The sequence below is a fragment of the Acidovorax sp. 59 genome, assembly GCF_002754175.1.
GTDB classification, from domain to species: Bacteria; Pseudomonadota; Gammaproteobacteria; order Burkholderiales; family Burkholderiaceae_C; genus Acidovorax; species Acidovorax delafieldii.
This window is the reverse complement of record NZ_PEET01000001.1, coordinates 4,586,855-4,606,997: the sequence shown is the minus strand read 5'-3', so window position 1 is coordinate 4,606,997 and position 20,143 is coordinate 4,586,855. Positions and strand designations below refer to the sequence as shown.

19 protein-coding genes and 1 riboswitch are annotated in these 20,143 nt (G+C 67.0%); of the genes, 6 read left to right on the top strand and 13 right to left on the bottom strand.

Annotation, left to right across the window (positions count from 1 at the left end; genetic code table 11):
* Positions 1-125: 125 nt before the first annotated feature.
* Positions 126-959 carry a hydroxypyruvate isomerase family protein gene (locus CLU87_RS21095; RefSeq protein ID WP_099731693.1) on the bottom strand — a complete coding sequence of 278 codons (834 nt, stop codon included), beginning with the start codon at positions 957-959 and terminating at the stop codon, positions 126-128.
* A 169-nt stretch (positions 960-1,128) separates the two neighbouring features.
* On the opposite strand from CLU87_RS21095, the gene CLU87_RS21090 reads away from it, so the two are divergent.
* Positions 1,129-1,599 (top strand): MerR family transcriptional regulator, encoded by a 471-nt coding sequence (locus CLU87_RS21090; RefSeq protein ID WP_099731692.1) that lies wholly within the window; start codon positions 1,129-1,131, stop codon positions 1,597-1,599.
* A gap of 72 nt (positions 1,600-1,671) precedes the next feature.
* Positions 1,672-2,313, top strand: coding sequence for an NAD(P)H-dependent oxidoreductase (locus CLU87_RS21085; RefSeq protein WP_099731691.1), 642 nt, complete (start codon positions 1,672-1,674; stop codon positions 2,311-2,313).
* Here the strand turns inward: CLU87_RS21085 and CLU87_RS21080 are convergent.
* From CLU87_RS21080 to CLU87_RS21065, 4 genes are all read right to left on the bottom strand, one after another.
* Positions 2,291-3,427 (bottom strand): glycerophosphodiester phosphodiesterase, encoded by a 1,137-nt coding sequence (locus CLU87_RS21080; protein WP_099731690.1) that lies wholly within the window; start codon positions 3,425-3,427, stop codon positions 2,291-2,293. The two genes, CLU87_RS21085 and CLU87_RS21080, sit on opposite strands and share 23 nt — an antisense overlap.
* Before the next feature lie 83 nt (positions 3,428-3,510).
* The gene (gene metW / locus CLU87_RS21075) at positions 3,511-4,095 is read right to left on the bottom strand and encodes a methionine biosynthesis protein MetW (protein ID WP_008904599.1); all 585 of its coding nucleotides are present in this window, start codon (positions 4,093-4,095) and stop codon (positions 3,511-3,513) included.
* Positions 4,092-5,222 carry a homoserine O-acetyltransferase gene (locus CLU87_RS21070; RefSeq protein ID WP_099731689.1) on the bottom strand — a complete coding sequence of 377 codons (1,131 nt, stop codon included), beginning with the start codon at positions 5,220-5,222 and terminating at the stop codon, positions 4,092-4,094. The genes metW and CLU87_RS21070 overlap by 4 nt, the downstream gene beginning before the upstream one ends.
* Before the next feature lie 246 nt (positions 5,223-5,468).
* Positions 5,469-6,035 (bottom strand): TMEM165/GDT1 family protein, encoded by a 567-nt coding sequence (locus tag CLU87_RS21065; protein ID WP_056056786.1) that lies wholly within the window; start codon positions 6,033-6,035, stop codon positions 5,469-5,471.
* Between the two features lie 16 nt (positions 6,036-6,051).
* Positions 6,052-6,237: riboswitch (yybP-ykoY riboswitch) on the bottom strand.
* A gap of 245 nt (positions 6,238-6,482) precedes the next feature.
* On the opposite strand from CLU87_RS21065, the gene CLU87_RS21060 reads away from it, so the two are divergent.
* Both CLU87_RS21060 and CLU87_RS21055 read left to right on the top strand, forming a co-directional pair.
* The gene (locus CLU87_RS21060; protein WP_056056787.1) at positions 6,483-6,866 is read left to right on the top strand and encodes an RNA-binding protein; all 384 of its coding nucleotides are present in this window, start codon (positions 6,483-6,485) and stop codon (positions 6,864-6,866) included.
* Positions 6,867-7,137: 271 nt separating this feature from the next.
* Positions 7,138-7,692, top strand: a complete 555-nt coding sequence (locus CLU87_RS21055; protein WP_056742615.1) for an RNA-binding protein — start codon at positions 7,138-7,140, stop codon at positions 7,690-7,692.
* A gap of 118 nt (positions 7,693-7,810) precedes the next feature.
* On the opposite strand, the gene CLU87_RS21050 is transcribed toward CLU87_RS21055, so the two are convergent.
* From CLU87_RS21050 to CLU87_RS21035, 4 genes are read right to left on the bottom strand one after another with little or no spacing between them, the layout of a single operon-like run.
* A complete protein-coding gene (locus tag CLU87_RS21050) occupies positions 7,811-8,593 on the bottom strand; it encodes an SDR family oxidoreductase (RefSeq protein WP_199170858.1) in 783 nt (260 codons plus the stop codon).
* A 41-nt stretch (positions 8,594-8,634) separates the two neighbouring features.
* Positions 8,635-9,255 carry an LPS export ABC transporter periplasmic protein LptC gene (lptC, locus tag CLU87_RS21045; protein ID WP_056056794.1) on the bottom strand — a complete coding sequence of 207 codons (621 nt, stop codon included), beginning with the start codon at positions 9,253-9,255 and terminating at the stop codon, positions 8,635-8,637.
* Positions 9,252-9,821 (bottom strand): HAD family hydrolase, encoded by a 570-nt coding sequence (locus CLU87_RS21040; protein ID WP_099731688.1) that lies wholly within the window; start codon positions 9,819-9,821, stop codon positions 9,252-9,254. The genes lptC and CLU87_RS21040 overlap by 4 nt, the downstream gene beginning before the upstream one ends.
* A 2-nt stretch (positions 9,822-9,823) precedes the next feature.
* Entirely contained in the window at positions 9,824-10,825 is a 1,002-nt protein-coding gene (locus CLU87_RS21035; protein WP_056056797.1) for an SIS domain-containing protein, read from the bottom strand.
* A 213-nt stretch (positions 10,826-11,038) separates the two neighbouring features.
* On the opposite strand from CLU87_RS21035, the gene CLU87_RS21030 reads away from it, so the two are divergent.
* A complete protein-coding gene (locus CLU87_RS21030; protein WP_056056799.1) occupies positions 11,039-13,024 on the top strand; it encodes a monovalent cation:proton antiporter family protein in 1,986 nt (661 codons plus the stop codon).
* 114 nt (positions 13,025-13,138) lie between these two features.
* Here CLU87_RS21030 and CLU87_RS21025 read toward each other — a convergent pair whose 3' ends face one another.
* Positions 13,139-16,192, bottom strand: coding sequence for an EAL domain-containing protein (locus tag CLU87_RS21025; protein ID WP_099731687.1), 3,054 nt, complete (start codon positions 16,190-16,192; stop codon positions 13,139-13,141).
* A gap of 222 nt (positions 16,193-16,414) precedes the next feature.
* Here CLU87_RS21025 and CLU87_RS21020 point away from each other — a divergent pair, with 222 nt between their 5' ends.
* Positions 16,415-16,969, top strand: a complete 555-nt coding sequence (locus tag CLU87_RS21020; protein WP_043565825.1) for an adenine phosphoribosyltransferase — start codon at positions 16,415-16,417, stop codon at positions 16,967-16,969.
* Between the two features lie 60 nt (positions 16,970-17,029).
* Here CLU87_RS21020 and CLU87_RS21015 read toward each other — a convergent pair whose 3' ends face one another.
* From CLU87_RS21015 to mnmE, 3 genes are all read right to left on the bottom strand, one after another.
* Complete coding sequence (locus CLU87_RS21015) at positions 17,030-17,998, bottom strand: hypothetical protein (protein ID WP_099731686.1); 969 nt, start codon at positions 17,996-17,998, stop codon at positions 17,030-17,032.
* 111 nt (positions 17,999-18,109) lie between these two features.
* Positions 18,110-18,601 carry a Crp/Fnr family transcriptional regulator gene (locus tag CLU87_RS21010; RefSeq protein ID WP_043565827.1) on the bottom strand — a complete coding sequence of 164 codons (492 nt, stop codon included), beginning with the start codon at positions 18,599-18,601 and terminating at the stop codon, positions 18,110-18,112.
* Between the two features lie 81 nt (positions 18,602-18,682).
* Entirely contained in the window at positions 18,683-20,104 is a 1,422-nt protein-coding gene (gene mnmE, locus CLU87_RS21005) for a tRNA uridine-5-carboxymethylaminomethyl(34) synthesis GTPase MnmE (protein WP_099731685.1), read from the bottom strand.
* Between the last annotated feature and the right edge of the window lie 39 nt (positions 20,105-20,143).

The window sequence follows — 20,143 nt, the reverse complement described above, 5'->3', positions numbered from 1 at the left end:
CCTAGAATGGAATGCGAAAAGCCGGCTGGGCCGGTCTGCATTCACTCTAAGCGCAGCACCTTGTTACATTTATTCACGCATTCCCTTACGCATTCGCGCGTATTGGTGCCGACCGCCGAAACGATCTATGCGGGGTGCGGGGCGCGGCTGCGCAGGGCCCAGTCCCGCCAGCCGAGCCCCTGTGACGTGCCTGCCGCCGGGGTGTATTCGCACCCCACCCAGCCCGTGTAGCCCAGGGCGTCGATGGTGTCGAGCAGGAACGGGTAGTGCAGCTCGCCCCGGTCGGGCTCATTGCGTGTGGGCACGCCCGCCACCTGGATGTGGGCCACGCGGCCCGTGGGCAGGTAACGCTGCAGCTTGCCGTGCAGGTCCCCCTCCACCAGCTGGCAGTGGTACAGGTCCATCAGCACCTTCAGGTGGGGCACCTGGGCCGCATCGAGCAGCTCGTGCGCATGATCCTGTCGGTTCAGAAAATAACGCGGCACGTCGCGCAGGTTGGTGGGCTCGATGACGATGTCATACCCTGCACGCGCGGCCTGCTCTGCCGCCCAGCGCAGGTTGCCCACGCACAGGGCCTTGAGCGATTCGCGCTCCACCCCCGGCGGCACGGTGCCGCACAGCAGGTTGATGAACGGGCAGCGCAGTTGCTCGGCATACCGCAGGGCCTCCAGCACCCCGGCGCGAAACTCCGCCTCCCGACCCGGCTGCGCGGCAAGGCCCCGTGCGCCCTGGTCCCAGGCGTGGGCCATGTCGGTGGGCTTGAACCCGCCCGCCGGGGCGTTGAACAGCACCAGCTGCAGGCCGTTGTCCTGCAGCCGGGCAGCGATCTCGCGGGGCTCGAAAGCGTAGGGGAAGTGCAGTTCCACCGCCCGGAACCCGTCGTGCGCCGCAGCCGCAAAACGATCGAGCAAGGGCAGCTCGGTGTACATCAGGCTCAGGTGGGCGGCAAACTGGGGCATGGGGGCAGTGCGAAGGGGCAACTTCAAAGCGACGCAGCTTATCGTGTAGCCAACGAGCCCATTGCCCGCCCAGAGCGCCGTGGAGCCTGAATTTGTGCCAAATTCGCCTCTAGCGCTAGTTTCATATGCCTTTACAGCTATATATTTTATAGCAATCTCAGGATCACCCATGCGCATCGGAGAACTCGCCCAACGCACCGGCACCACGCCCAAGGCCATCCGGCTGTATGAGTCACGGGGCCTGCTGGGCACGGTGGCGCGCGCGGGCAGCTACCGCCACTATGGCGAGGCCGATGTGGCCCGCGTGTTGCTGATTCGCAGGGCCCAGGCGCTGGGTTTTCGGCTGTCGGAGCTGGACGGGCTGCCCCACATCGACACCGCCGCTGGTTGGAACCGTGTGGCCCAACTGGTGGCCGGGCGGCGGGCCGCCGTGGCGCAGGAGCTGGCGCGCCTGTCAGCGCTGGACGCACAACTGGCCGCACTGGAAGCCGAGCTGCACACCTGCGACACGCTGGCCGTGCCCGTGGCACTCGAAGCCTGCGCTGCGCCCTCCACATTGGCGGTGGCACCTCCAGCGCACAACCCCGCGCAATTTGGCGCAGGGACCACAGCGGGCGCTGCGAGATCCACCGCGACTTGACCTGACCGCTTGACTCTGCCCCGTGGGGCAAGGTGACCATGGCGCCATCAACAACACCGAGATGGAGCGTCTGTGGCAGAGCAACACAACATTCTGGTCATTCTGGGCCACCCCGCCGCCGGGAGCCTGTGCGCGGGCATGGCACGTGCCTATGCCGAGGGCGCCCGGCACGCCGGGGCGCAGGTGCGGTTTCTGGACGTGGGGCAGCTGGCGTTCAACCCGCTGTTTCAAGGCTACGGCGCCGTCCAGCCGCTGGAGCCCGACTTGCTGGCCGCGCAGGCCGACATCACCTGGGCGCACCACCTGGTGTGGGTCTACCCCATCTGGTGGGGCGCCATGCCCGCGCTGCTCAAGGGTTTTATCGACCGCGTGCTGCTGCCCGGCTATGCCTTCAAGTACCGCAAAGGCTCATCGCTGTGGGACAAGCTGCTGACCGGCCGATCGGCCGAGCTGCTGGTGACCATGGACTCGCCGCCCTGGTACTTCCGCTGGGTCACGCGCATGCCGGGGCACCACCAGATGAAGAAGGCCATCCTGGAGTTCTGCGGCATCCGGCCCGTGCAGGTGCACAGCTTTGGCCCCGTGCGCAGCGCCAGCGCCGACCGGTTGGCACTGTGGGTGGAGAAGGCGCGGCAACTGGGATTGCGCCAGGGGGCGCGTTCCGCGCCGGGCAAGCCGCGCTCGGCACCTGTTACTTCGTCGCCTTCGCCGTGAAGGCCTGCACTGCAGCACGGCCCACCGCCGAATCGTCGGTGAAGAAGCCGTCGATGCCCGCGCGCAGGTAGGCCGTGATCTCGGCAACGCTGTCGCCGCGCACGATGCCATCAGTGATCGGCGCCTTCTTCAGACCGGCGGGCAGGAAGGCGTTTTCGGGCCGCAGCGTCCAGATATGCACTGCCAGCCCGGCGGCATGGGCCTGCGCGACCAACGGCGTGGGTTCGCCGGGCACACCGTCCTTCACCGGCACCACCAGGGTCTTGAATGGCCCAATGGCGTTGGCGTAAGTGGCCACCTGCTGCAGGCCCTCGGGCGTGATCAGGTCGGCATAAGCGCGTGTGTTGGCCGCGCCCTGCGCCACAAAGTCATACGGCCGGCCCGAAGGGGCGACCAGCTGCACCAGACGCACGCTGCTGAGCTTGCGGATCGCCTGCAGGTTGCTGACCTCGAACGACTGCACGAACACGGGCGCGTCCTTGTGGTTCCAGCCGTTCTTCTCCAGCACGGCCAGCAGCGGCGCCTCCAGCGGCAGGCCGATGGACTGGAAGTAGGTGGGGTGTTTGGTCTCGGGGTAGATGCCGATGGTGCGACCTGTCTTGGCCGTCGCCGCCTTGGCCAGGTCGATCACCTCCTGCAAGGTGGGCACCTCGAACTGGCCGTTATAGGCCACGTTGGCCGGGCGCTGCGCAGGGATGCGTTCGCGGGCGCGCAGGGTTTTGAGCTCGGCCAGCGTGAAGTCTTCGGTGAACCAGCCGGTGATGGCCTGGCCGTCGACGGTCTTGGTGGTTTTGCGGCCCGCAAACTCGGGGCGGTCCACCACGTCGGTGGTGGCTTCCTTCACAGAGCCATCGGCGCCCAGGATGGCGATGGCGTTCTCGTGCCGCGCCACCAGCACGCCGTCCTTGGTGATCACCAGGTCGGGCTCGATGATGTCGGCGCCGTCGTCAATGGCCTTCTGGTACGCGGCGAGCGTGTGCTCCGGCCGCAGGGCCGAGGCGCCCCGGTGGGCAATGACGGTGGGGGTGGGCGGCCAGGCCTGGGCGACGGCGCCCAGCGCCCAGGTGGTCAACAGCGCGGCAGCAGTCACGGCGCGCAGTGCAATGCGTTTCATGCGGGTCTCCTACAAACGGAGCCCGCACCTTAGCCGATGCGCTTGACAGCGGTGTGTCGCCGGGGCGTACACCCCGGTAAGCGCTACGCGTGTTCGAAGTGGAAGACGGCCGTGCCCGCGCGCGCGTTGGGCAGCCAGCGCACTTCTTCGCCATCCTGCAGCCCGAAGGAATCCAGGATGCGCAGGCTGTTCTTTGTGGCCAGCACTTCGAAGTCCTTGTAGGTGCCCACGCGGATGTTGGGCGTGTCGTACCACTGGTAAGGCAGGCGCCGCGTCACGGGCATGCGTCCGCGCAGGATGGACAGGCGGTTGGGCCAGTGCGCAAAATTGGGAAACGCCACTACACCCGTGCGGCCTACGCGCGCCGTCTCGCGCAGCATGGTTTCGGCATTGCGCAGGTGCTGCAGCGTGTCGATCTGCAGCACCACGTCAAAGCTGTTGTCGTCGAACATGGCCAGCCCCTCGTCGAGGTTGAGCTGGATCACATCCACTCCGCGCTGCACGCAGGCCAGCACGTTGGCGTCGTCGATCTCCACACCATAGCCGCTGCAGCCGCGCTCGCGCTGCAGGTAGTCGAGCATGGCGCCGTTGCCACAGCCCAGGTCGAGCACGCGCGAGCCGGGGGGCACCAGGCGCGCCAGGGCTTGCATCGCCGCTTTTTCGGTCATGGTTGCAACTCCTTGGCAATGCTATCGAAGTAAGAGCGCATGACGCCCATGTACCGGGCGTCATCGAGCAAAAAGGCATCGTGCCCGTGGGGCGCATCGATCTCGGCGTAGCTCACGCTGCGGCGGTTGTCGAGCAGGGCCTTCACGATCTCGCGGCTGCGCTTGGGCGAAAAGCGCCAGTCGGTGGTGAAACTCACCAGCAGGAACCTGGCCTGCGCCCGGGCCAGGGCCCGCGTGAGGTTGCCGGCATGGGTGCGCGCGGGGTCGAAGTAGTCCAGCGCCCGGGTGATGAGCAGGTAAGTGTTGGCGTCGAAGTAGTCGCTGAACTTGTCGCCCTGGTAGCGCAGGTAGCTTTCGATCTGGAACTCGATGTCCTGCGTGCTGTATTTCAGGTCGATGCCTTCACGCAGCTGACGCCCGAACTTCTCGTTCATCACGTCGTCGCTGAGGTACGTGATGTGGCCGATCATGCGGGCAATGCGCAGGCCACGCTTGGGGATCACGCCATGGCGGTAAAAGTGGCCGCCGTGGAAATCCGGGTCGGTCACGATGGCGCGGCGGGCGACTTCGTTGAAGGCGATGTTCTCGGCCGTGAGGTTGGGCGCACTGGCCACCACCACCGCGTTGCGCATGCGCTCGGGGTACTGCAGCGTCCAGCTGAGGGCCTGCATGCCGCCCAGGCTGCCGCCCAGCACGGCCGCCAGTTGCTGGATGCCCAGACGGTCCAGCAACCGTGCCTGGGCGTTGACCCAGTCTTCCACCGTGACCACGGGGAAGTCCGCGCCATAAACCTCGCCGGTGTCCGGGTGGTGGTGCATGGGCCCGGTGGAGCCAAAACACGAGCCCAGGTTGTTCACGCCGATGACGAAGAAGCGGTCGGTGTCCACGGGCTTGCCGGGGCCGATCATGTTGTCCCACCAGCCCTCGCTCTTGTCCTGACCGGCGTACACGCCCGCCACATGGTGCGAGGCGTTGAGGGCGTGGCACACGAGCACGGCGTTCGAGCGGTCGGCATTGAGCGTGCCGTAGGTCTCAAAGGCCAGGTGGTAGTCGCGGATGGACGCGCCGCTTTGCAGCGGCAGCGCATCCGGGAAATGCATGGACTGGGGTGTGGCGATGAACGACATAGTTGGAACTGGTAAGCCCTCACGTTCCACCGCTTGCACACGCCGCAAGCCCCTTGAGGAGCCGCTGTCACCGAGGGCAAAACCTCGGCAAAAAAATACCCGGCGTCGCTAAAAACGAGGCCGGGCAGGTGTGTCGGACGGGTCTTTAGCAGAATTTATAAAGCGCCCGCAAGCTGTGGCAAATCGGCGCGTCTGGCAAATATACCAAAGCAGCGCCGCGTCGCCCAGCCCGTCGCACCGATCAGGTCAGCCTGCAGACGAAAAAATCGCCAGCAGCCCCAACACCAGAAAGATGGCGGCAGACACCAGATGCACCGCGCGGATGGGCACCTTGCGCGTGATGCGCTCGCCCAGCCAGACCACGGGCGCATTGGCCAGCATCATGCCCAACGTGGTGCCCGCCACCACCCAGAGGTAAGCGTTGTATTTGGCAGCCAGCATGACCGTCGCAATCTGGGTCTTGTCGCCCATCTCGGCCAGGAAGAATGCGACCACGGTGGTGCCAAACACCCCCCAGCGTGGCGATCCGTCGGCTTCGCCTTCGTCCAGCTTGTCGGGGATCAGCATCCAGACCGCCATGGCGATGAACGAGGCGCCCAAAATCCAGCGCAGCACCTGGGGGCCCAGGAAGGTGGTCACCCAGGCACCAACAGCGCCGGCCAGGCCGTGGTTGACCAGCGTGGCCACCAGGATACCCAGCACGATGGGCCAGGGTTTGCGAAAGCGTGCCGCGAGCACCAGAGCGAGCAGCTGCGTCTTGTCGCCCATCTCGGCGAGCGCGACGATGGCGGTGGAAATGAAAAAGGCTTCCATGGGGGAGGGGGTCCTATCCGGCCGGATGGGTGGAAAACGCATTGACTGCACCCCGACTCCGGCCATGTGGATCGGTTTGCAGTCAATGGTCTCGCCCAGCTCAAAAGCCGCATACGCCATAGGTCTCAAAGAACCCAAGTGTGTTGACGCATGCCCCCGGCGCGTTGCGCGGCCGGGCGGGCTACTCCCCAAAGACCCGCGGATTTTACCCTATGGTTTGCCCTGAAATTCCCCGAAAAACCACGCTGCCCCGGTGTTTTGAGCCCATCTGCCCAGAAATAAAACCCCACGGGCCCCATAAAGTGATTAATAATGGATTCGCTTTTCTGCTTGCAGAAGGGCAGTTAGCTTAGCGGTGAATGGTCAGTTTCGCGTCTTTGAAGTCGTCACAGGTTTGTTGATTGCGTCGGGCTCCATCGCGTTTTTGTGTTTTTTCAGGAGTCCTTCATGGGCAACAAACTTTACGTGGGCAACCTGCCCTACTCTTTCCGCGACGAAGATCTGCAGCAGACCTTCAGCCAGTACGGCTCGGTTGGCAGCGCCAAGGTCATGATGGAACGTGACACCGGCCGCTCCAAGGGTTTCGGCTTTGTCGAAATGGGCAGCGATGCTGAAGCCCAAGCCGCCATCCAAGGCGTGCATGGTCAAAACTTCGGTGGCCGTGACCTCGTGGTCAACGAAGCCCGCCCCATGGAGCCCCGCGCTCCCCGTAGCGGTGGCTTCGGTGGCGGCAATGGCGGCGGCGGCGGTTACGGCGGTGGCCGTAGCGGTGGCGGCGGCTACGGCGGTGGCGGCGGTGGTGGTTACGGCGGTGGCCGTAGCAGCTACTAAAAAGTCCTCATCGGTAGTCCTCAGGGCCTGCCGACGGCAAAAAAAGGAGCCTTCGGGCTCCTTTTTGCGTTCTGACGCGGCACGGACACCACAGCGCGCAAGGCCCCTTGCTTTTTCTCCAAAAGTGTGGCGCATAATGGTCTGGCGGGTTTGGCCCGCATTTCAAGTTTGCGGTGATCCGTCAGTTTCGCGCTGAGAGCGTCATTGTGATTAGCTGGCTGCGTTTTGGGGACTCCATCGCTTTATCCATGTGTTTTTGAGGAGTCCCTCGATGGGCAACAAACTGTACGTCGGCAACCTGCCTTACTCGGTGCGCGACGGTGATCTGGAACAGGCCTTTGGCCAGTTCGGTGCCGTGACCAGCGCCAAGGTCATGATGGAGCGCGACACGGGTCGCTCCAAAGGCTTCGGCTTTGTGGAGATGGGCAGCGACGCAGAAGCCCAGGCCGCCATCAACGGCATGAACGGCCAGCCCCTCGGCGGTCGCAGCATTGTGGTGAACGAAGCCCGCCCCATGGAACCACGCCCACCCCGTAGCGGTGGTTTCGGCGGCGGCGGTGGTGGCGGCGGCTACGGCGGCGGCCGCAGCGGTGGTGGCGGATATGGCGGCGGCCGTGAAGGCGGCGGTGGCTATGGTGGTGGCCGCGAGGGCGGCGGCGGTGGATACGGCGGCGGCCGCGAAGGTGGTGGCGGGGGCTATGGCGGCGGTGGCCGCAGCGAAGGTGGCTTTCGCAGCCCGTACGGCTCGGGTTCGCGCAACGGTGGTGGCGGCGGCCGCAATGGCGGCGGTGGTGGCTACGGTGGCGGCGGCAACGGCGGCTACTGAACCACACCCGTTTTTCTGTCACAAGGGCCCTTCAGGGCCCTTTTTCATGGCAGCTGCACGTCGAGATAGCAATCTCCATCGCCCCCGGCGCCTTGGGGCGCCTTGTGCAATCCCGCCCCTACTGCATTTCGCTCTGGCGGCGCTTGCGCGGGCGGCCCGCCAGCACCTTGTCAAACAATGGGTTGGGCAGCATGCGCAGCAGCTTGGCGACCACGCCCATTTGCCAGGGGATGACCCGGTAGCTCACGCCCGCCTGAATGGTGCGAAACGCCTGGTCGGCAAAATCGGCGGGCTGCATCAAAAACGGCATGCTGTAGCGGTTCTGTTGCGTGAGGGGGGTGTCGATGTAGCCCGGCGACACCGTCACCACGCGCACGCCGTGGGGGCGCAATTCACCCCGCAGGCTTTCGCAGTAGCTGATGACAGCCGCCTTGCTGGCGCAGTAGGCGCCATGGCCGGGCAACCCCCGGATGCCGGCCACGCTGCCGATGCCCACCAGGGTGCCGCTGCCGCGCTGCACCATGGCGTCTACAAACGGCTGGAACGTGGCCGCCATGCCGATGTTGTTGGTGGCAAAGGTGCGGGCCATGACGTCGATATCGTCCCGCACCGCTGTGTCCATGCCCACGCTGATGCCGGCATTGGCGATCACCACATCCGGCACACCCTGGCGTGCGATGCAATCGCGCCCTGCAGCCACGATGCTGTCAGTCACCGACACATCAGCACTATAAATTTCATAGCTTTCAGGGCTTATTCCTTGAGCACTTGCCCATGTTTTGACTTCGGAAGTGCGCCGCGCCACCAGAGCCAGGCGAAACCCCGCTTGGTGGTAGCGCTGGGCCAGCGCTTGGCCGATGCCACTGGATGCGCCGGTGATGAAGACAAGGGGAGTGGTCATGTGCATTCCGACAGTGGGCGGCTAGGCAGGATAGGTGGAGGCTACCGCGTGGTGCCCGGCAGGATCATGCCGCGCACGCGCCCGCGCAGTTGCAGCACCTGGTCGAGGTTGTCGTAATCCATGCTGTCGGCGGTGAAGCGGTCGTTGCCACGGGTGAGCGTGACCGGCTGATCAGAACGCACCCGCTCGGTGTTGGTGAAGGCATGCAGAAACTCACCACGGAACTCCATGGGGGGCTGCGCTGCCGCCCCGGGCTTGGCGGGCAGCGGTTCACGCTTGACGATGGCGTTGCCGAACAACTGCACTTCGGAGCCATCGGCATTGCTCAGGGCCCGGTTGGCTGTGGCCACGGTGACCCGGCCATCGAGGCTGACCGAACGCATGCGGACCTGATCGATCTCCAGCGTGTCGGTGTCGGGGTAATGGCGCGCCTCGTCACCTTGCACCTCGCTCTGCAGGCGGCCCGTGGCATCGAATGTCTTCACCGAAAAGGACTTCATGAAATAGTCCGGCTGGTGCTGCACGGGCCGGTCAATCGCAGGCAACTGGGGCATGGGCGCGTTACGCACCAGCCACCAGGTGCCCAGGGCCAGCAGGCCCATCAGCACCACGGGCAGGTAGATCGAGAGCTGGTCCCAGCCCTGGCGGATCACGCGGATCATGCGGTGTAGTCCGCCAGCAGCGCCGCATAGCGGCCCGTGGCCACCAGCAGCAGGTCGCACAGCTCGCGCGCCGCACCGTCGCCCCCGCGCGCCTGGGTGACGAAGTGGGCCGCGTGGCGCACCTCGGTCTGGGCGTTTGCGGGCGCGCAGGCAAAGGCGCTGCGGCGCATCACGGGCAGGTCGGGCCAGTCGTCGCCCATGGCAGCCGCCTGCGCCCAGGTCAGGCCCAGGGTGGCCAGCATCTGCTCCGCGGCGGGGCGCTTGTCTTCGGTGCCAAACACGGCGTGCTCCACGCCCAAGGCCTTGAGGCGCACGCGCAATGGGGCAGAGTCGCGACCGGTAATGACGGCGGGGGTGATGCCTGCCTTTTGCAGCAGCTTGAGGCCGTGGCCGTCCAGGGTGTTGAAGCGCTTGAGGGTCTCGCCCGTTTCGCTGAAGTACAGGCCGCCGTCGGTGAGCACACCGTCCACGTCGAAAAAGGCCACGCGCACGCCCTGGGCGCGCAGCAGCAGCTCAGGGTCAATCTGCAGGGCAGGAGAGGGAGAGGTCTGAGGAACCAGCGCCATCGTCAGATCACCTTCGCCCGCATCAGATCGCCGATGTGCACCACGCCCACCAGGGCGCCCGCTGCGTCCACCACCAGCACGCTGGTGATGGCGTGGGCTTCCATCATTTCGGCGGCGTCCACGGCCAGGGCGTCGGGGGCAATGCGGCGCGGGTTGGCGTGCATGACCTGGGCTGCGGTGGTGGACCGCAGGTCCGCCCCGGCCTCGATGCGGCGGCGCAGGTCGCCGTCGGTGAAGATGCCCAACAGCTGCCCGTCGGCATCGACGATGGCCGAGGCGCCCAGACCCTTGGCGCTCATCTCGCGCATGAGGTCACTGAACGAGGCATCGGGGGCCACGCGCGGCACCTCGGTGCCCGAGCGCATCACGTCGCTCACATGGGTGAGCAGCTTGCGGCCCAGCGCACCGCCAGGGTGCGAGCGAGCAAAATCTTCGGGGCGGAAGCCCCGGGCGTCCAGCAGGGCCACAGCCAGCGCGTCGCCCATGGCCAGCTGGGCCGTGGTGCTGGCGGTGGGGGCCAGGTTCAGCGGGCAGGCTTCGCGCGCTACGCTGCAGTCGAGCACCAGATCGGCATAACGCGCCAAGGTGGACTGCAGGCCGCCCGTCATGGCGATCATGGGCGCGCCCAGGCGCCGCAGCACGGGCAGGATGGCCGTGAGTTCGCCACTTTCGCCGCTGTTGGAGATGGCCAGCACCAGATCGTCGCCGGTGACCATGCCCAGGTCGCCGTGGCTGGCCTCGGCAGGGTGCACAAAAAACGCGGGGGTGCCGGTGGAGGCCAGTGTGGCGGCGATCTTGCGCCCCACATGGCCGCTTTTGCCCATGCCCATCACCACCACGCGGCCCCGGGCCTGCAGCACCATCAACACCGCCTGGGCAAACACACCATCCACACGGGCCGCCAGGCCATTCAGGGCCTCCACCTCGATGTGGAAGGTCTCGCGGGCCAGGCGCAGGGCCTGGTCGGCATCAAAAGGGGGCAGCGCGGCGGGGGCGGGAGTCATGCAAGGATTCTATCGACCGGGCATGCCTGCCGGGCCGTCGCATGGGCCAAGTCCACTGGCACGGTCCGTGCATCCGGGTAGAAAAGCCCTTGCCCAGCCCACAAGGCTTGCCAGACTCGCACAAACAGGGAGGCAGCAGCGGCCTGCAGCCCCGGCCAATGGCTTGCTTGAATCCTGTGTTACACAACGCAAGCCTCGGATAGCATCGAACCCATGTCTTCACTCGCCCTCACACTGCTTTACCTGCTGGCCGCGGTGCTGGGCGTGGTGACCTGCCGCAGCCTCAAGCTGCCGCCCATGCTGGGCTACCTGGCCGCCGGGGTGCTCATTGGCCCGCACGCGCTGGCACTGGCGCAAAACTCCGAAGGGGTGCGCCACCTGGGCGAGTTTGGCGTGGTGTTCCTGATGTTCGCCATCGGGCTGGAGTTCAGCCTGCCCAAGCTGCGTGCCATGCGCAAGCAGGTATTTGGCCTGGGGCTGATGCAGGTGGTGCTGACGATGGCGGTCGTGTCCGGCATGGCACTGGCGTTGTCGCGCTGGGCGGGTGGGGTGTGGGACATGGGCTGGCAGACGGCGCTGGCGCTGTCGGGCGTGATGGCCATGAGCAGCACGGCGATTGTGGTCAAGCTGATGGCCGAGCGGGCCGAGCTGGAGAGTGAACACGGCCGGCGGGTGATGGGCATCCTGCTGTTCCAGGACCTGGCGGTGGTGCCGCTGCTGGTGCTGATTCCGGCGCTGGGATCGTCGCCCGACCAGCTGCTGACCTCGCTGGGCTGGGCGCTGATCAAGGCCACGGTGCTGGTGGGCCTGCTGCTCACGGGCGGCCAGCGGCTGATGCGCTGGTGGCTCACGCTGGTCGCGCGGCGCAAGAGCGACGAGCTGTTCATGCTGAACCTGCTGCTGATCACGCTGGGCCTGGCCTGGCTGACCGAGCTGGCGGGCCTGAGCCTGGCGCTGGGCGCCTTTATTGCGGGCGTGCTGGTGTCCGAGACCGAGTATCGCCACCAGGTGGGCACGGACATCCGGCCCTTTCACGATGTGCTGCTGGGCCTGTTCTTCATCACCATCGGCATGATGCTGGACTGGCACATCCTGGTGGACCGCTGGGCGCTGGTGTTGATGCTGCTCACGGTGCCGCTGGTGCTCAAGCTGGGGATCATCCTGGTGCTGGCGCGGGGCATGGGCGCGACCACCGGTGTGGCGCTGCGCACCGGGCTGTACCTGGCGCAGGCCGGCGAGTTCGGCTTTGTGCTGCTGTCGCTCACGCAGAACAACGGGCTGGTGCAGCCAGCGCTGATGAACCCCATCCTCGCGGCCATGGTGCTGTCGATGCTGGCCACGCCCTTCCTCATCATGTACAGCAACCGCATCGTGATGAAGCTGGTGGCCAGCGACTGGCTGCAGCAGTCGCTGCAGATGACATCGATTGCGCGCAAGTCCATCAACACCAGCAAGCACGTGATCATCTGCGGCTACGGCCGCTGCGGGCAGAACCTGGCGCGCATGCTGGAGCACGAGGGCATCCCCTACATGGCGCTGGACCTGGACCCGGACCGCGTGCGCCAGGCAGCGGCGGCGGGCGACTCGGTGGTGTATGGCGACGCCACCCGTCTGCAGGCGCTGATGGCGGCGGGCCTGGTGCGCGCCAGCGCTGTGGCCGTGACCTACATCGATGTGCCCGCCGCGCTGAAGGTGCTGGCCAATGCCCGGTCACACGCGCCGCAGGTGCCGGTGGTGGTGCGCACGCAGGACGACCTGTACCTGGACAAGCTGCAGGAAGCCGGTGCGACCGAGGTGGTGCCCGAGGCCATCGAAGGCTCGCTCATGCTCGCCAGCCACGCCCTGGCCCTGGTGGGCGTGCCCATGCGCCGCGTGCTGCGGCTGGTGCAGGACCAGCGCGATGCGCGCTACAACCTGCTGCGCGGCTACTTCCATGGCGCGGACGACGACACGGTGAACGAACGCGACCAGGAGCGCCTGTCCACCATCAACCTGCCCCCGGGCTCCACCGCCCTGGGCCGCAGCCTGGGCCAGCTGGCCCTGCCCGCCATGGGTGTGCGCGTGGTCAACCTGCGGCGCGGCAATGGCCATGTGAGCGCGGCAGTGGACGAGGCCCTGCTGGCCGAAGGCGACACGCTGGTGCTGTCGGGCCATCCGGCCGCGCTGGCGCTGGCGGAAGACAAGCTGCTGAAAGGCTGACCGGCCCAGGGCCCGCCGCTGGCAGCTCAGCGGGTGGTTGGGCACCTCATTTGAATGAAATCGGCCTGTAGCGCTAGTGCAATATGCACTGACAGCTACATAATTAATAGCAAACTACAGCAACTCTTCAGGCCCAGGCCGTCCGAACAGGTAGCCCTGGAACTGGCGGCAGCCGTTGCGCAGCAGGAAGCTGCGCTGCCCTTCGGTTTCCACGCCCTCGGCCACCACGTCCAGGCCCAGGCTGCGGGCCAGCGTGATGATGGTGCAGGCGATGGTGGCGTCGTTGGGGTCGGTGAGCACGTCGCGCACAAAGCTCTGGTCGATCTTGAGCTGGTCCAGCGGCAGGCGCTTGAGGTAGCTGAGCGATGAGTAACCCGTGCCAAAGTCGTCGAGCGAAAAGCCCACCCCCAGCGTGCGCAGCGCCTGCATCTTGAGGATGCTGTCCTCCACGTCGTGCAGCAGCAGGCTTTCGGTGAGTTCGAGCTTGAGCAGGCGCGGGTTGGCGGCCGCATCGCGCAGCGCTGCCAGCACCTGCTCCACAAAATCGGGCTGGCGGAACTCCTGTGCACTCACGTTCACGGCCAGCGTCCACGCGGCTTTCGCCGGGGCGGTGGCCCACTGGGCCAGCTGGCGGCAGGCCAGGGCCAGCACCTGGCGCCCCAGGGGCAGGATGAGCCCCGTCTGCTCGGCCAGCGGGATGAAATCGGCGGGCGAGACCATGCCGCGCTGTGGGTGTTGCCAGCGCACCAGCGCCTCGGCCCCCAGCAGGTGGCCGCTGGCGTCCACCACCGGCTGGTAGTGCAGCAGGAACTCGTTGCGCGCCAGGCCCTGGCGGATGTCGCCCTCCAGCGCCGAACGCGCCGACGCGGCAGCCTGCATGGCGGGGTCGAAAAAGCACAGGGTGTTGCGCCCCTGCGCCTTGGCCTGGTACATGGCCAGGTCGGCGCGCTTGAGCAGCTCTTGCACGGGCTGCTGCGCGTCCTGGAACAGCGCAATGCCGATGCTGGGGGTGCTGTGCATGTCGCAGCCATCCACGACATAGGGCTGGTTCAGCGCCAGCAACACCTTCTGGGCCACGGCCTCAGCCTCGGCCGCAGCTTCGACCTCATGGCCGTGCAGGCCCTGCACCACGACCACAAACTCATCGCCACCCAGCCGCGCCACGGTGTCGGTGGCCCGCACGCTGGCCCCGATGCGCGCGGCCACCTGCACCAGCAGGCGGTCGCCCCACTCGTGGCCCATGGTGTCGTTGATGCCCTTGAAGTTGTCCAGGTCGAGGAACAGCAGGGCGCCATGGCGGCCGTCGCGCTGGGTGGCGGCCACCGCGCGCTCCAGCCGGTCCATCAGCAGCCGGCGGTTGGGCAGGCCGGTGAGTTCGTCGTAGAACGCCAGGCGCTGGATCTCGGCCTCGGCCAGCTTGCGCTCGGTGATGTCGCGGGCCACGCCCCGGTAGCCGGTAAAGCGGCCCTCTTCGTCAAAGATGGGCTCGCCACTGATCGACACCCACACGGGCTTGCCGTCCTGGGACAGGCGCTGCATCTCGAAGTCGTGAAAGACCTGGTGCGCCTCCAGCTGCTCGCGGTGCTCGCGCCATTGCCCTTCGTTGACGAAGGTGTCGGGCAACTCCCAGCGGGTCAGGCCGTAGTGCATCTCATCGGGCACGCCCTCCGTGTGGTACGGGTTACCGTCCAGCCGCACAAAACGAAACTGGTCGTCCTGCTCCCAGTACCAGTCGGACGACAGGTCCGTCAGGCTGCGCCAGCGCGCCTCGCTCTGGCGCAGGGCCTCCAGCGTGCTCAGGTAGTCGGTGACATCGGTGAACGTGCGCACGCGCCCGCCGGGCTCCAGGGCACGGGTGCGCACCTCGATGTAGCGGCCCTGCCGGGTGCGCCGCACGTAGCTCTGCGGCATGTTCATGCGGCCGCCATGCGCCGCGTATTCCGACGCCACGTAGTTGCGGGCCATGGGCTCGATGAGCTGGAACTCGGGCCCGAAGTCGCCCCGCTCGGTCTGAAAACGCACCACCTCTTCCACCAGCGGCTGCGTGGCCAGCAGGGACTCGGGCAGGTCCAGCAGCTCCAGGTAGCGCTGGTTGTAGACGCGGATGCGGCCCTCGGCGTCCACGTTGGTGATGCCCTGCGAGATGTTGTCCAGGGTGCCTTCGAGGGCCCGGGTCTTCTCGGCCAGCAGGGCGCTGGTGCGGGCCAGTTCGGCCTCCACATGGCTGCGGGCCAGCTCGGCGCGGCGGGCGGTCTCCAGCTGGCCAATGGTGTTCAGCAAGGGCTGCAGAAACTGCACATCGGCGTTGGTGTAACCACCGCTGCGGTTGGCCAGCCCCACCATGGCCACCAGCTCTCCCGCCGCATGGATGGGCAGGCCCAGGTAGGTGCGCAGCGTGGGGTGGCCTGACGGCGTGCCCGCGCTGCGGGCATCGTGGTTGGCATCGTTGCTGAGGACCGGCTCGCCCGTCACCAGCGCAGCGCCCACCAGCGAGTGCAGGTTGTCGAACACCATGCCATCCTCGGCATGCTGGGCGTAGCGCTGGCGCGAGGCCTCGTCCCAGCTGATGTCGGTCATCGCGTGCACGCGCAGGTAAGGGTGCCCGTCATCGGCCAGCTGCACCTGGCCCACGAGGCCGAACGCGCTCTGGGTCAGCGTCATCAACTCGCCCAGCAGCGCCTCGAACGCCGCCCGGGGGCCCGAGCTGGCAATGAACATGCCCTGGGCCCGCGAGATGGCCTGCAGCAGCCGGTGCTGGCGCGCCAGCATGGCCTCGGCCGCGCGGCGGGCACGGGCGCTGGAGGTGCGCTCCAGCACGGCTTCGATCTGCGCGGGCAGGGTGAGCAGGTAGTCCAACGCCGGGTCCTGCACGGTGAAATCGTCAAACCCGTGGCGCATGGCCTGCGCCGCGTGGGTTTCTGCCCCCATGCGCACGATGATGATGGCCGGAACGCCGTCGAGCAGCTGCAGCAGGTCAAAGGCCGAACCGTCCAGGGTGCGCTGGGCGGCCAGCACGATGTCGGGGCGGTGGCGCAGCAGGTGGTCGCGCGCCTGTGCGATCGAATCCACCACGTCCACGCGCCAGCCCGACCAGGGATCGGCCAGCGCCCCCGCCACAGCCTGTGCGTGGGGGTGATCACTCTCGATCAGCAGGACGGAGATGGGCATGGGCCGATCGTCGTGGGGGTTGGGGCACCGTCCGCCGCAGGCGGCGCGAGTTTGTAACGCCAGTGAAACACATTATGGCGTCTGGTGCAGGCGCGCGCGGGGACCGCCGGGCTGTTTACACTCTCGCACTTTCCGTGCCTCGCGCCACTGGCCAGCCCCTGGCGCACACCCAGGCATTGGCCCTGCCCGGGCCTCCCCCGCGTCATCACTCCCCACCCGCCCATGCAGCCCCTCAGCGTCAACCAGTACCTTCGCCAGCACATCCGCACCGTCCCCGACTGGCCCGCGCCCGGCGTGCAGTTCCGCGACATCACGCCACTGCTGCAGGACCCGAAAGTGTTCCGTGTGCTGATCGATGCGTTTGTGCACCGCTACATGGACAAGGCGCTGCGCCCCGACGTGGTGGCGGGCCTGGATGCGCGGGGCTTCATCCTGGGCGCCGTGGTGGCCTACGAGCTGAACGTGGGCTTCGTGCCCATCCGCAAGAAAGGCAAGTTGCCCTTCACCACAGTGGAGGAAACCTACGAACTCGAATACGGCAGCGCCACCGTGGAGCTGCACACCGACGCCGTGAAGGCCGGCGACCGCGTGCTGCTGATCGACGACCTGATCGCCACCGGCGGCACCATGATGGCCGGCAAGAAGCTGTTGGAAAAACTGGGGGCCACCGTCACCGAAGGCGCCGCCATTGTCGATTTGCCCGAGCTGGGCGGATCGCAGCGCCTGCGCGATGCGGGCCTGCCGCTGTACACCCTGGTGGACTTTGCAGGGCACTGACCCGAGGGCCGTGGCCTGGGTGCACAGCCCCCTGTGGGCGTGCACCACATGACCCCTGGATCAGTTGAGTTCGCCGTACTGGGTGCTGCTGAGGTCGGGAGCGGGACCGTCGGCACCGGGCATTTCGGTGTCCTCAAACCCTGTGGGCTGGGACGGTGGCAGCAGCGGACCGGAGCGCACCGGCACGCCTGGCTTGGCGGCCGCAGCCGTGGCAGCCGATGACCCTGCGGCGTTGGCCAGCGCGCGCTTGAACGCGGCCACCTCGTCGGCCTCGATGGGTTCGAAGCGGGCAGAAGAGGCAGGCCGCGTGGCAGCCAGCGGTGCGGGTGCAGACACAAGGGGTGCGGGGGCCGACACCGCACCGAGCGGGCGGCGCGCAGCCAGCGGGGCCGCAGCGGGCGCCAAAGGAGCAGGAGAAACAGGTGCCGCGGCAGCCGCGGCGGGGCGTGCGCCCGCCAGCGGTGCAGGCGACGGGGCCAGGGGTGCCGGGGCAGTGGCCGCTGCTGCTGGCGGACGGCGCACCGCCGTAGAAGCCGCCTGCAACGGCAGCGCAGCGCCCTGGGGCGCCACGCCCTTTTGCGGAATGCCCACCGCCACATGGTCGTTGATGCGCCAGTACACGGCCGTCACCAGGATGTCGTAACGGGTTTTGGCGGTCTGGGCGATAAGCGCCTCGATCTCGCTCAGGCGCACCGTCTCGCCGCCGTATTCCCGGGCCAGGTCCATCATCACCAGGAACTGGCGGCCGCGCTGGTCGAGCGACAGCACCTTGAACTTGTAGCTGGCCGACAGCACGCCAGCGCGCACCATGGCGTCGCGCACCACGGTATAGAGCAGCTCACGGCGCTCCATGCGCTCGTTCTTGCGGTTGGCGGCGTGCTCTGGGGGCTGGGGCTCCACGAGCGGCTTGCCCTGGCGCCCAGGTTGCAGGGGCACGGTGGCGTCGGCGTTGAACAGGCCGGAGGGCTCGGCCGCTGCGCGGGGCTTGGCGGGAGCGGGTTTACGGCTGAACCAACTGAACAGGGACATGGCTTGCTTTCTTCGGATGGTGCCTGGACAAAATCCAAATCGAGTGTAACGCGCCATCCCCCCGCAGAAGGCGGAAGAAGCCCGAGGGAAACCCCCGACAGGCCCCGCCTGTCAGGTGGCCGCAACGCGGCGGCGGCGGTTGCCCAGGCGCTTGGCCAGCACAGCCCCTGCCGCCATGGCCAGACCCAGGGCAATGGCGGGCTGGCGGTTGGTCAGCTCGGTGAAGCGGATGGCCGTGAGGCTCCACAGTTTGCACGGCGCGCTGGCCTGCACGGTGGCGCTGCGCGCACGGTGCGAGAAGAAAGCGCCTTCACCCACCACCGACCCCGCGCCCACAATGGCCAGACGCAGGCGTTCCTTTTCGTCCTGGTAGTGCACGCTCAGGCTGCCGCTTTCGACCAGGTACAGGGTGCGGTCCGTGGCACCCTGGCTGAAAAGCACCTGGCCCGCGGGCAACACCACCGGGAGCAGGTAGGACGACAGCACCTCCCACTGGGCGGCCGTCAGCGGGTTGGTCATGCTGTCCTCCGCCGTGGTCTGGGCAATGGCGTCGATCAGACCTTTGAGGTCCACCTTGGAGGCAACGGGCATGGGAACATTCATGGTCCGCCGAAAGTAACCCTGTTACAGATCAGACACAAGCGCTGTTTACGTCCGTTTACAAGATAGGGCGACCAACGGTCGCTATTTACCGATGCAGAAGCTGGAGAAGATCACGCCAAGCAGGTCGTCGGAGGTGAACTCGCCGGTGATGGCGCTCAGGGCGTTCTGCGCCAGCCGCAGCTCCTCGGCCAGCAGGTCCAGCGCCGGCCCCTGGGCCTGCAGTTGGTCAGCAGCTTCCTGCAGGTGCAACGACACGGCCTGCAGCGCCTGCACATGCCGCGCCCGGGCAATGTAGATGCCCTCGGGCGCCGACTGCCAGCCCGCCACGTCCAGCAGCAGCCGTCGCAAGTCGTCCAGTCCCTGACCGGTGCGGGCCGACAGATGCACAGTAGGGCGCCCGGGGTTGGCCGTAGGGGCAACACCGGCCGCGCAGTCCAGCTTGTTCCAGACATCGATCACGGGGATGTTTTTTGGCAATTTTTGCCCCAAGGCGCTTTCGATATCTGCGTCGGCAGCTACATATTCAGGAGCGCTTTGCCGCGACAGGTCGTGCAGGAACAGCACGGCGTCTGCCCCGGCAATCTCGTCCCAGGCGCGGGCGATGCCGATGCGCTCGACCTCATCACTGCTGTCGCGCAGGCCGGCGGTGTCGATGATGTGCAGCGGCACCCCTTCGATCTGGATGGTCTGCTGGACCTTGTCGCGCGTGGTGCCGGCAATGGGCGTGACGATGGCCAGCTCGGCCCCTGCCAGCGCATTGAGCAGCGAGCTTTTGCCGGCATTGGGCTGCCCGGCGATGACCACCTTGATGCCCTCGCGCAGCAAAGCGCCCTGGCGCGCGCGCTGCATCACCGAGGCCAACGTTTGCTGCAAGTTCGATAGCTGGCCATGCGCATCGGCCTTGCGCAAGAAGTCAATTTCTTCTTCAGGAAAGTCCAGCGTGGCCTCCACCAGCATGCGCAGATGGATGAGTGCGTCGCGCAGGCGGTGGATTTCTGCAGAAAACGCGCCGGTCAGCGAGCGGCTGGCGCTGCGGGCTGCGGCTTCCGTGCTGGCGTCGATCAGGTCGGCAATCGCCTCGGCCTGGGCCAGGTCGATCTTGTCGTTCAGGAAAGCCCGTTCGGTGAACTCCCCGGGTTGAGCCACGCGCAGGCCCGGCAGACAGGGCTGGCCGGTGGCCGGTTGGGTGGCAGCCCCCGCCTCCAGGCAGCGCGCCAGCAGCAGCTGCAGCACCACCGGGCCCCCATGCGCCTGCAGCTCCAGCACGTCTTCGCCGGTGTAGCTGTGCGGGCCGGGGAAGTACAGCGCGAGCCCCTGGTCGATGGCCTGGCCCTGTGCATCCCGAAAGGGCAGGTACGTCGCTTCGCGGGGCTTGAGAGTGCGGTCGCACAGCGCCTGCACCAGGCCCTCCAGCCCTTTGCCCGACACCCGCACGATGCCGACGGCCCCGCGCCCGGGGGCAGTGGCGATGGCAACGATGGGGTCGTGGTGGCGGGCAAGCATGGGCAGAGACTTTACAAGGTGACAGAAAAAAGGCCGCTT

Coding starts and splice junctions, on each gene's coding strand:
- CLU87_RS21025 (WP_099731687.1), bottom strand. CDS start 16,192: ATGCCCATCTCCGTCCTGCTGATCGAGAGTGATCACCCCCACGCACAG.
- CLU87_RS21090 (WP_099731692.1), top strand. CDS start 1,129: ATGCGCATCGGAGAACTCGCCCAACGCACCGGCACCACGCCCAAGGCC.
- CLU87_RS21050 (WP_199170858.1), bottom strand. CDS start 8,593: ATGACCACTCCCCTTGTCTTCATCACCGGCGCATCCAGTGGCATCGGC.
- CLU87_RS21035 (WP_056056797.1), bottom strand. CDS start 10,825: ATGACTCCCGCCCCCGCCGCGCTGCCCCCTTTTGATGCCGACCAGGCC.
- CLU87_RS21015 (WP_099731686.1), bottom strand. CDS start 17,998: ATGTCCCTGTTCAGTTGGTTCAGCCGTAAACCCGCTCCCGCCAAGCCC.
- CLU87_RS21055 (WP_056742615.1), top strand. CDS start 7,138: ATGGGCAACAAACTGTACGTCGGCAACCTGCCTTACTCGGTGCGCGAC.
- CLU87_RS21030 (WP_056056799.1), top strand. CDS start 11,039: ATGTCTTCACTCGCCCTCACACTGCTTTACCTGCTGGCCGCGGTGCTG.
- metW (WP_008904599.1), bottom strand. CDS start 4,095: ATGACCGAAAAAGCGGCGATGCAAGCCCTGGCGCGCCTGGTGCCCCCC.
- CLU87_RS21010 (WP_043565827.1), bottom strand. CDS start 18,601: ATGAATGTTCCCATGCCCGTTGCCTCCAAGGTGGACCTCAAAGGTCTG.
- mnmE (WP_099731685.1), bottom strand. CDS start 20,104: ATGCTTGCCCGCCACCACGACCCCATCGTTGCCATCGCCACTGCCCCC.
- lptC (WP_056056794.1), bottom strand. CDS start 9,255: ATGATCCGCGTGATCCGCCAGGGCTGGGACCAGCTCTCGATCTACCTG.
- CLU87_RS21070 (WP_099731689.1), bottom strand. CDS start 5,222: ATGTCGTTCATCGCCACACCCCAGTCCATGCATTTCCCGGATGCGCTG.
- CLU87_RS21095 (WP_099731693.1), bottom strand. CDS start 959: ATGCCCCAGTTTGCCGCCCACCTGAGCCTGATGTACACCGAGCTGCCC.
- CLU87_RS21020 (WP_043565825.1), top strand. CDS start 16,415: ATGCAGCCCCTCAGCGTCAACCAGTACCTTCGCCAGCACATCCGCACC.
- CLU87_RS21060 (WP_056056787.1), top strand. CDS start 6,483: ATGGGCAACAAACTTTACGTGGGCAACCTGCCCTACTCTTTCCGCGAC.
- CLU87_RS21040 (WP_099731688.1), bottom strand. CDS start 9,821: ATGGCGCTGGTTCCTCAGACCTCTCCCTCTCCTGCCCTGCAGATTGAC.
- CLU87_RS21065 (WP_056056786.1), bottom strand. CDS start 6,035: ATGGAAGCCTTTTTCATTTCCACCGCCATCGTCGCGCTCGCCGAGATG.
- CLU87_RS21080 (WP_099731690.1), bottom strand. CDS start 3,427: ATGAAACGCATTGCACTGCGCGCCGTGACTGCTGCCGCGCTGTTGACC.